This window comes from Pedobacter sp. 05L430 (assembly GCF_056397585.1).
In genome coordinates this window covers 1-8,948 of sequence record NZ_JBFTNT010000169.1, presented here as the reverse complement: position 1 = coordinate 8,948, position 8,948 = coordinate 1, and the positions used below count along the sequence as shown (strand labels likewise).

General features: G+C 42.3%; 10 protein-coding genes. 5 read left to right on the top strand and 5 right to left on the bottom strand.

Going from position 1 to position 8,948, the window contains the following annotated elements:
- Window positions 1–33: 33 nt before the first annotated feature.
- The gene (locus tag AC1DG9_RS18300; protein ID WP_337716566.1) at window positions 34–1,443 is read right to left on the bottom strand and encodes an aminotransferase-like domain-containing protein; all 1,410 of its coding nucleotides are present in this window, start codon (window positions 1,441–1,443) and stop codon (window positions 34–36) included.
- 92 nt (window positions 1,444–1,535) lie between these two features.
- Between AC1DG9_RS18300 and AC1DG9_RS18295 the strand changes: the two genes are divergently transcribed.
- Window positions 1,536–1,979, top strand: a complete 444-nt coding sequence (locus AC1DG9_RS18295) for a GNAT family N-acetyltransferase (protein WP_172659798.1) — start codon at window positions 1,536–1,538, stop codon at window positions 1,977–1,979.
- 35 nt (window positions 1,980–2,014) lie between these two features.
- Window positions 2,015–3,481, top strand: coding sequence for a WG repeat-containing protein (locus AC1DG9_RS18290; RefSeq protein ID WP_172659799.1), 1,467 nt, complete (start codon window positions 2,015–2,017; stop codon window positions 3,479–3,481).
- Between the two features lie 4 nt (window positions 3,482–3,485).
- Here AC1DG9_RS18290 and AC1DG9_RS18285 read toward each other — a convergent pair whose 3' ends face one another.
- Both AC1DG9_RS18285 and AC1DG9_RS18280 read right to left on the bottom strand, forming a co-directional pair.
- Window positions 3,486–4,031, bottom strand: coding sequence for a GNAT family N-acetyltransferase (locus tag AC1DG9_RS18285; protein WP_477635004.1), 546 nt, complete (start codon window positions 4,029–4,031; stop codon window positions 3,486–3,488).
- Window positions 4,032–4,160: 129 nt separating this feature from the next.
- Window positions 4,161–4,583: a MerR family transcriptional regulator gene (locus AC1DG9_RS18280; RefSeq protein WP_172659801.1), complete on the bottom strand. Its 423-nt coding sequence runs from the start codon at window positions 4,581–4,583 to the stop codon at window positions 4,161–4,163.
- A gap of 122 nt (window positions 4,584–4,705) precedes the next feature.
- Between AC1DG9_RS18280 and AC1DG9_RS18275 the strand changes: the two genes are divergently transcribed.
- A complete protein-coding gene (locus AC1DG9_RS18275) occupies window positions 4,706–5,581 on the top strand; it encodes an alpha/beta fold hydrolase (RefSeq protein WP_172659802.1) in 876 nt (291 codons plus the stop codon).
- A gap of 19 nt (window positions 5,582–5,600) precedes the next feature.
- Here AC1DG9_RS18275 and AC1DG9_RS18270 read toward each other — a convergent pair whose 3' ends face one another.
- Window positions 5,601–6,686 carry a metallophosphoesterase gene (locus tag AC1DG9_RS18270; RefSeq protein ID WP_337716568.1) on the bottom strand — a complete coding sequence of 362 codons (1,086 nt, stop codon included), beginning with the start codon at window positions 6,684–6,686 and terminating at the stop codon, window positions 5,601–5,603.
- A gap of 110 nt (window positions 6,687–6,796) precedes the next feature.
- Here AC1DG9_RS18270 and AC1DG9_RS18265 point away from each other — a divergent pair, with 110 nt between their 5' ends.
- Both AC1DG9_RS18265 and AC1DG9_RS18260 read left to right on the top strand, forming a co-directional pair.
- The gene (locus AC1DG9_RS18265; RefSeq protein ID WP_477635003.1) at window positions 6,797–7,687 is read left to right on the top strand and encodes an SDR family NAD(P)-dependent oxidoreductase; all 891 of its coding nucleotides are present in this window, start codon (window positions 6,797–6,799) and stop codon (window positions 7,685–7,687) included.
- A 20-nt stretch (window positions 7,688–7,707) separates the two neighbouring features.
- Window positions 7,708–8,502, top strand: coding sequence for a helix-turn-helix domain-containing protein (locus AC1DG9_RS18260; RefSeq protein ID WP_288879006.1), 795 nt, complete (start codon window positions 7,708–7,710; stop codon window positions 8,500–8,502).
- Here AC1DG9_RS18260 and AC1DG9_RS18255 read toward each other — a convergent pair.
- Window positions 8,499–8,948 (bottom strand): YdeI/OmpD-associated family protein (locus tag AC1DG9_RS18255; protein WP_477635002.1); only part of this gene is annotated, 450 nt, incomplete at its 5' end. The two genes, AC1DG9_RS18260 and AC1DG9_RS18255, sit on opposite strands and share 4 nt — an antisense overlap.

The following is an 8,948-nucleotide window of genomic DNA, read 5'->3' as shown; positions in this document are numbered from 1 at the left end:
ATACTGGAGGAGACTACGGCGTATTTTGATCAGTTATGATCCTGCCAGCCTGCCAAGTAATTTTAATTTTTGTTTGAGGGTTTCGGACCAGGGTAGGCCTAAGGAAAGCCTCATGCAGTTTTCAAACTGATTTTGTAGGGTAAACATCCTGCCGGGAGAAATGCTGATGTTCTGTTTCAGCGCCCTTTCGAACAGGATTGTAGTATTGATTTCTTTACTAAATTCTACCCATAAGGCAAGCCCGCCCTGCGGTCGGCTGGTTTTGGTTCCCTCCGGGAAATATTCGGCTATGGTATCTATATATTGCTGGTAGTTGTACTGCAAGGTTTGACGCAGTTTGCGTAGGTGATTTTCATATCTGCCGGTTTTTAGAAAGTTGGCTACTGCTTCTTGTGTAATGGTAGTTGAGGATATGGCGTGAACCAGTTTGAGCTTAAGGATCTGCTCTTTGTATTTGCCAGGTGCGATCCAGCCCACGCGATAGCCCGGGGCCAGGGTTTTGGAAATAGAACTGCACCAGAGTACTGTTCCCCCGGCATCAAAGGACTTGCAGCATTTAGGGCGCTGGGCACCAAAATACAGATCGCCATAGACGTCGTCTTCTATAAGTGGAACGCCGTGTTTGGCCAAAAGTGCAACGACTTCTTTTTTATGTTCATCGGGCATGCAGCTGCCTAAGGGTGTGTTGAAGTTTGGAACCAGCAGGCACAGGTTGATTTTGGAGACTACTTTTTTTAAGGCATCGATTTCGATTCCTGTAATAGGATGGGTAGGCAGTTCGATTACTTTGAGCCCTAAACTGCGGGCCAACTGCAGGATGCCGGAATAACAGGGGCTTTCCATTGCGATGGTATCGCCAGGCTTTGATAAGGCCATCATGCAAAAGGATAGTGCATTCATTCCGCCGGCTGTGGTGACCAGGTCGTTTTCATCAAAATTCCCTCCCCAGGTTAAGGAACGTGTTGCAATCATTCGGCGTAACTTCTCGTTGCCTTGTAAGGGTTCATATGCGGTGCCACTGTGGCTAAGTGAGCGTGTGGCGAGGATGATTTCTTTATTTAGCTTAGCTAAGGGCAGGAGCTGATCTGCGGGCGCTCCAATGGAAAAAAATGTAAGGTCTGTATTGCCCATGTTGGCGTAAATTTTATGAATCAATTCTTCCGGTTCCTGATTGCCGTTGATTAATGAAGGGCTGCTGACCTGCGCAAGCGGAAGTTTTTTGTAGGGAAGGCGACTTACAAAATAGCCGGACTGGGGTTTTGATTCGATGAGCGATTGTGCTTCCAGTTCGAGGAATACTCTTTTTGCTGTGTTCATGCTGATACCATGTTCTGTGCATAGCATTCTGACAGATGGGAGGCGGTCGCCCTCTTTTAAAACTCCATTTTTAATGAGCGTGGCAATGTTGTTTGATAATTCGGTGTACAGGAAGTTGCGCTTCATGAGGTAAAGATAACTGTGTCTGTTTAAATATCAAAAACTGTAACTGTGTTCATTTAGTGCTGCCAGCTACTTTTGTGTAAAAATCAGATATTATGTTAGAATTTATTGTTAAAACAGGTAAAGAGAATATGGATGTAAAGACGGTACACCGATTCTTAAGTGAGGATTCTTATTGGGCTAAAGGTATTTCGTATGAACTGGTAGACCGATCGTTAGCGAATTCTTTTTGTGTTGGTGCTTTTGTAGAGGGGGTGCAGGTTGGATTTGGCAGGGTGATTACGGATTATTATACTTTTGGGTGGTTCGCAGATTTTATGGTGTTGCCTGAATTTCGTGGAAATGGGATATCGAAGCTGATGCTGGCTCATATTTTTGAGCAACCGTGGTCGAAAAGGTTGAGGAGAAAAATGTTGAATACCAGTGACGCGCATGGTTTATATCGCCAATTTGAATTTAAAGACCTGGCTAATCCTGGCTTTATACTGGAAGTTTATAATCCGGAGGCTCATTTGCAATATAAAGGAGAAGATGCTTAACTTTATTGCATCTACATCATCCTAAAAAACATTGAATGCTATCTAATTACGCTAAATTTCTGCTCCTGCTGTTGTTAACGGCATGCTTTTCCTTCGCCTATGCGCAAAAAGAGAAAAAATATATGGCCCAGGTTCGCCTGAATGGCAAATGTGGGTTTATTGATGTTTCGGGCAATGAAGTGGTTCCGCTGGTTTATGACGATGCGGGTTTGTGGAACAACAACCTTGTACCGGTAAACATTGGAAAATACATCCCTAAATCATATCCGGTAGTGGAAATGTCTACTGCACAAAGTAAAAATGTAAACGTTGAGGTTGTAGACAACTCTGAAAAGGCAGGCAAATGGGGCTTTTGCAATGCAGCGGGCAAATTGGTAATTCCTGTTCAATTTACAAATGTGAGTTTCTTTAACGAGGGAATGGCAGGTGTGGAGGTAAATGACAAATGGGGCTTTATTAATACGAGTGGAAAAATGGTGGTTGAGGCGGTGTATGATACTGTCGGCTATTTTTCGCAAGGACTTGCTGTAGTTGCAAAGAATGGAAGCTATGGCTACGTGAATTTAAAGGGCGAAGAGGTAATAAAGCTTCAATATTTAGGTGCTGAGGCTTTTGAAAAAGGGTTAGCAAAGGTGTTTGAGAAATATGATTCGAAAAATGGTGACAAAAAAAGTATTGGCAGGCTTATTAACCTTCAGGGAAAAATAGTTACAGATGCTAAGTATGATATTGAGTCGAATTTTACGAATGGGTTGGCGAGTTTTTCATTTGCTGAAGCAAATGCTGAAGATAGCTTTACATATGGACTTATTACGACAACGGGGCAGGTGGTAGCTCCACCAACTTATAAGGAGATTTCGGCGTTTAGTAATGGCCTGGCCCTGGTGATGGTTTATAAGATACATGAGTTTTATAATGAGTATGTGCCGCATTACGGCTATATAGATGCGAAAGGAAAAGAGGTGGTAAAACCTACTCTTGCCAAAGGAGTAGACTTTAGTTATGGTATGGCGCCGGTTGCAAGATTTGACAGCAAGGATGATGGGCAATCGGAATATGCCCTGATTAATACCAAAGGAGAGCATTTACTTGACTTTAACTGGAGTAGTTTAGATATTCTGGATAGCAAGCATCTTTTGGCAAGCTCTATTAAGAATCCGTACGAGAAAGTAATAATTGATACGAAAGGGAAGCAGATACTTGCACTTGGTGATAACGGATTTGCCAGTTTGGGCAATGGTTTATTTTTTGTGAAGAATGTGGACTATGAGCCAACTGCTTTTATTGGTTTGGACAAAAAACCATTGATTGATCTGAGTAAAAATAAAAAGACAAGATTTATTTCGTACCAGCATGGCTTACTCCGTTTTGGTGACCTGGATGGTGATTACAGTGAAGTGAGTGCCATAAAACTTGGCCTGATGGATTTAAAAGGTACGGTGGTTGTGAAACCCAAGTATAACGAAATATTTGATTTTGAGGCTACGGATAACTCTTTATAAGTGCTTAGTTCTGTGTGATCTCATAAAAATCCTGAACCTGATCGAAAGGGTTTTTGTAGCGGAACTGTGCTTTCTTTAGGACTTTCTTGGCAGCAATGTTATCGCGGTTGACTACGGCACCTATGTTGGAAATGCCTTGCGACAGGATCTGGTCTACAATGGTCGGAAGGATGTCTGTCATGAGATAACATCCGCTGGCAAAACTGCTGAGGTAAAATTCGATGAAGAWAGGGTAGTGATCTATCTGGTAATGTTCCTGTGCTACCTGAGGGGAAATGAGATCGATAATGCCTACGACTTTGCTGAGTTTTTTATCTGTAATGAAATGGAGGTAGTTTCGCCCGGCATGGGCATTCATGAGCATGGTTTGCAGGAATAGTTCTGCTTCCTGAAATGTACTTAATCGTTTATTGGGGACGAATTTTAGGGTATGATCATCGGATAGGATGCAAAATACTTCTTTTGAGATTTGACCAAAACGTTCCAGGTCTTCGGGCCGGAAAGGGTGGATCAGGTAGTTTTCATTTTGAAAGGTAATGGGCTTGAACATAGGCTGGCCAAAAATAAAAAACTAATTCAAATTCTATGAATTGGGTGGGTTCTATTTTTGAAAATGTGGTAAGAATTTAAGAAGGTCTTGTATATACAAGTTGTTTTTTTATCTTTGTCGGTGAGAGCGTTAATACGGGGGTAGATCGAAAGGTCTGCCTCCACTAATGATAGTTTCATCAGCGTTTTCAATATTTTCATTTTCAATATTAAACTTGCAGATAGCAATTTGTTTTTTGACTGATTTTAATTCTTTGATTTTCTCTTCTATTTGCAGTAATTTCTTATCAAGAACTTGAATCTTTGCTTTTTTGCTGATTTGCTTTTTGTACCAGGCATCTACAACTTCTTTGATTTCGGCCAGCGTAAAACCTACCGCTTTTGCCATTTGTATAAATCTTAATTTCTCGACAACGTCATCTCCATAGTATACATAGTTATTGGTTTTTACTTCCTCTTTCTTTTCGCCGGTGAATAGACCTGTTTTTTCATAAAATCTTATGGTGCCGATAGGTATTCCTGTTTCTTTTGAAAGCTGATTAATTAATTTCATATTTCTTTGAAGTGTAAAAATAAAAGTGAACTATGCAGTATACTTCATACTTGTTGGTTGCAAAATTAGTGTTTAGTTTTGCTTTTACAATTGAAAATTGATCACTAATTAGAATTATCAAAATGCAGTATTCAGACGAAGAACTAATAAAATCGCTACCTGGTTTTAAAAACAATTATGCAGAAGTGAATGGGACGGTGCTGCATTATGTAGAGGGTGGTGAAGGACAGCCTTTAATTTTGATTCCCGGATGGCCAGAAACCTGGTGGGCTTATCATAAAGTAATGCCATTACTGGCGACAAATTATCGTGTTATTGTAATAGAAATAAGGGGTATGGGTAGTTCGCAGAAACCATTGGAAGGTTACGATAAAAAGAACATGGCGAAGGACGTTTATGAGCTTGTGAAAAAGTTGGGTTACGAAAAAATTAATATTTCGGGTCATGACATTGGTGCTCATGTTGCCTTTAGTTTTGCCGCGAATTTTCCAGAGATGACTTCCAAGCTTGTTATTCTAGATACCCCGCATCCGGATCCCGGAATGTATCAACTCCCTATGCTTCCAATATTAAGCGCAAACTATACTTATCCATGGTGGTTAGCCTTCAATCAGACAAAAGAACTTCCTGAACAGCTGCTGGCAGGTAGGATGTCTATTGTAATAGAATGGATTTTTAGGAACCTATTGAAAGATCAAAATAGTATTGATGAGTTCGATAAAGCTGCTTATGCTTTTGCTTATGATAGTAATGATGGAATACGTGCGTCAAATGCCTGGTATCAGGCTTTTCCGCAGGATATAGAGGATAGTAAAACTTATGGTAAACTCATGATGCCTGTAATTGGAATTGGTGCTGCCGGATATGAAATGTTGCAATATTCCCTGCCTAACTACGCAACAGATTTACAGTTTGTAAAAGTTGAGGATAGTGGCCATTTCTTGCTTGCAGAAAAACCTGAAGAGACAGCTAATCTTATAAAAGGATTTTTGGGGTAGATTTGAGATCGGGAGGTAATTAGCCAAGCAGGTTATCTAGCGTTGTTTCTTCAAGTACCAGATGTTGCGGTACACCATTGATGTCTTTTTTCCATTCTATAAGTCTGATTTTGCCGTCTTCTATTTCTATACCGGTGATATCCCCGTCGTTAAAACAGCAGCAACCAGCATTGAAATAAGTGTTTTTGGAATTTTCGAGCCTGGGAGAGGTATTACCGCTGATTTTTCCTGCAAGGAGTTCGGCTTCCAGTTTCTGAATGGTTGCCTTGTCGCCTTTTTTCTTAGCCTCATTGAGCCTGATGTAAGTACGTTCCAGATGGGTAAGTGAATTGAATACTGGCTGATGAGTGTGGCCGGTAATTAAGGCCAGGTTGGTTTGTTTGGCGGTCCAGTCGTACATAATCTGGTTGTGTTCGGACTTGAGCTGGTTATCAAAGGCAGGTGTATTTGGGTTGATGCGGAGGAAAGATTGAACTGGCCCCCAGATATTGGAGACGAACCATTTGCTGAACCAGTTTCCATCGCTTTGCATGTCGCCCTGATGGCCGTGGGTGATAAATATGTTGAGTTGCTGGTCTTTAACAGCGAGGGTGAAAATGATGCCCTCATAGATTCGGACCTTTGTTCCAAAGATATTTTTGAGCATAAAACCTGCGAGGGGGTCGTTGTCCCAGTAGAGATCGTGGTTGCCAAAAAGTTTGATGTAGGCATTGCGTTCGAGAAAGCGTTTTTCTGCTTCGAAGTTTGCTTTGTTGTGTTTGATGACATCCAGGAGCATGTTTTTCCAAAGCTCTTCGCTGTCGCCCATGTTGCAGTATAGAAAATCGTGCTCGTTGTAATAGCGTAGTGCTGCCAGGTAATTGTCTTCGCAAAGCGTGAAGTCGTCCTGATGGCTGCGGTTTCCTTTGTGCTGGTCTGAGAACAGAATGATGCGGTGTTTTGTGCCCAGATCGATGAGTTGGCCACGTTTGCCGGGGCGCTGTATGATGTCCTGGCATAGTGCCGATAGTGCTTTGTGTACTCTTGTACTATCTGGCCTTGATGCGTATTTATTGGCAAGCCTGATGATCAGGGGAGAAAATAGCTTCTGTAATAATTTGCGCATATACTAAAGATAAGGTTTACTGAGCTTTTTAACAAAGCAGTTTGAGCTTTTGAACAAAACGCTGCGCTGAATTGGGCTGTACCTTTGAATTGTATTTAAAAATTAAGACAATGGAAAAAGTATGGTTTATTACAGGCAGTTCCAGGGGATTGGGAAGGAGCCTGACAGAAGCAGTGTTGAGCAGCGGCGATAAAGTTGCTGCAACCGCACGCGATATTACGCAATTGAATGACCTGGTAACAAGGTTTACTGATCAGATACTTCCTATAGYGCTGGATGTAACTGATTATGAGCAGGTGTATGCGTCTGTTGCTGAGGCAGCGAAACATTTTGGACGTATTGATGTGTTGGTGAACAATGCGGGATTTGGTATCATCGGCGCTGCCGAAGCTTATACAGATGAGCAGATGCGCAGTCAGCTGGAAACAAACTTGTATGCACCAATTGAAATTACCCGCGCGGTTTTACCTTACATGCGCAACCAGGGTGAGGGACGTATATTGCAGATAAGCTCAATAGGCGGAAGAGTGGGTAATGCGGGTTTAACCATGTACCAGGCAGCAAAATTTGGTTTAGGCGGCTTTACTGAGGCTTTGGCTAAGGAAGTAGCACCATTGGGTATATATGTGACCAGTGTAGAACCGGGCGGTTTTAGAACTGATTGGGCAGGTGCGTCTATGACTTATGCACGTGAGATTGAAGGTTATGAAATGGTTAATCAGCGGACAGCACTATTTAAAGGCGGGAAGTTTGTCCCTGTGGGAGATCCTGAAAAAGCGGCAAAAGTGATGGTTGAACTGGCTTCGCACCCTGCGCCACCGGTGCATTTGGTACTAGGCAGTGAGGCGATAGGTATGCTGAACAATGCCAATGAGGTGAGGCAAGTGGAAATGGAAGAATGGCTGGATATGAGTTTATCTACAGATCATGATGATTCTGAGAACTTTCTTGCTAGTGCTGATGGCAAGTGGTACATCAGCGATGTTAAAAGAAAACAGTAAAATGCTTAATTTTATGACCTATGACTAATTCGCCCATTGCTTACTCTTGCTATTTTACCCGCAACAGGCAGGGGGAGCAATTTGTTCCCGAGCATGTGTTCAGCTACCAGATATCTGGCACGCTTACAATAAGCGACGGTATTACTGAGCATGTTTTTAACGAGGGTGATTTTCGGTTCATCAGACGAAACCAGTTGCTTAAGTTTGTGAAACAACCTCCTCCGGGAGGGGTTTTTAAATCTGTTTCCATTTATCTGGATCAGGCGGCTTTAAGCGACTTTAGCATGGACTATGGCTATAAGGCGGAGGGTAATAGAGGCAGGCCGGTTGAAAAAGTAAAGCCATTAGAAGGTTTTGGGCTTTATCAGAGTTTTATGAATTCGCTGTTGCCGTATGTTGCGGCTGATCAGTTGATTAATGCTGATCTTCAGAAATTGAAACAGCGCGAGGCGATTATGATTTTGCTGCAGACAAACCCTGAATTAAAGGATGTATTGTTTGATTTTAGTGAGCCGGGTAAAATAGATCTGGAAGCCTTTATGAATAAAAACTTCCATTTTAATGTGCAGTTAAAGCGCTTTGCCTACCTTACGGGGCGTAGTTTGGCTACGTTTAAACGGGATTTTTCGCAGGTTTTTAATGCCACGCCAAGCAGGTGGCTGCTGCAAAGGAGGCTGCAGGAGGCGCATTACCTGATTAAAGAGAAAGGCCGGGCACCATCAGATGTATATCTGGAAATTGGATTTGAGGACCTTTCGCATTTCTCGTTTGCATTTAAAAAGATGTACGGGCTGCCGCCATCAAGAATTTACTAATCATCCAGTCCTTTTCCGTTGAGAATTAGGGGCATGCATTTTTCGACCCTTGCTTCTCTGGTTTTGGATTGTTTGGCTGAAGTGAAATAGAGATGGTAGCCTCTTTGTCGGCCCGGAGTTAATGCTTCAAAAGCGGTTTTTAAGGCAGGGATGTGATCTAGTTTTTGCTGAAATTCGGCAGGGAATACGAGTTCTGTATGTTCCTTGAAATCGACTTTTAAACCGGCTTTTTCTACTTCAATGGCCTGGTGGATGTAGGATTTTAGTGCGGCTTCCTGTTCAACTATCTGGAGTGCGTTGGTGAAGCGGATTTGGCGTGCCGACTGCACATTCTTTGTTTGCTGAACCAGGATGCCATTAGGATCGTTTAACAGGGTGCCTTTGAAAAACAGCAGCGCACAGTATTCTTTAAATACGTGGATTAACACGATGTTGCTGTTCTGGTA